This is a genomic window from Rhizobium sp. UFLA01-1127 (genome assembly GCF_059803845.1).
In genome coordinates this window covers 1-504 of the sequence record NZ_JAUQTZ010000323.1, presented here as the reverse complement: position 1 = coordinate 504, position 504 = coordinate 1, and the positions used below count along the sequence as shown (strand labels likewise).

The window sequence follows — 504 nt, the reverse complement described above, 5'->3', positions numbered from 1 at the left end:
AGCGCCTCCTCGGCGACCGGTGATGGCTTCAGTTTGATCACGTCATGGAATTTGCGACGCACATGCGCCATGCAGGCCGCCTCGATGATCTGGTTGCCGTAGAGCTTCTTGTAACCGCCATAGCCATCGGCGTGCATCACGCCGCTGAAGTCCGCGAGATGGTCGGCTGGATGCGCACCCTTGCGGTCGGGACTGTAATAGTAGCCTATCGCCCCAGGTCTCGGGTCTCGATAGCCACGGCCATCGAAGACATAGACCCAGACCCTGCCGGTTTTCGTCGTGCCTCGTCCGGGGGAGAGAACATCGACGGGCGTATCGTCGGTATGGATGCGGTCGACCGCCGCGATATGAGCCCTGATCAGCAAGATCAGGGGCGCAAGCAGAACCGACACGCGACCGACCCAGTCCGCCATGACGGAGCGGGAGATGTCTATCCCCAGGCGGCCATACATCTCCGACAGACGATAGAGCGGAATGTGATCGTCGAATTTGGCGACCATGATA

At 60.3% G+C, this 504-nt stretch carries 1 protein-coding gene; it reads right to left on the bottom strand.

Annotated elements, in window-relative coordinates; all coding sequences use genetic code 11:
* Positions 1-504 (bottom strand): IS66 family transposase (locus tag Q4Q11_RS32025; protein ID WP_498572006.1); only part of this gene is annotated, 504 nt, incomplete at both ends.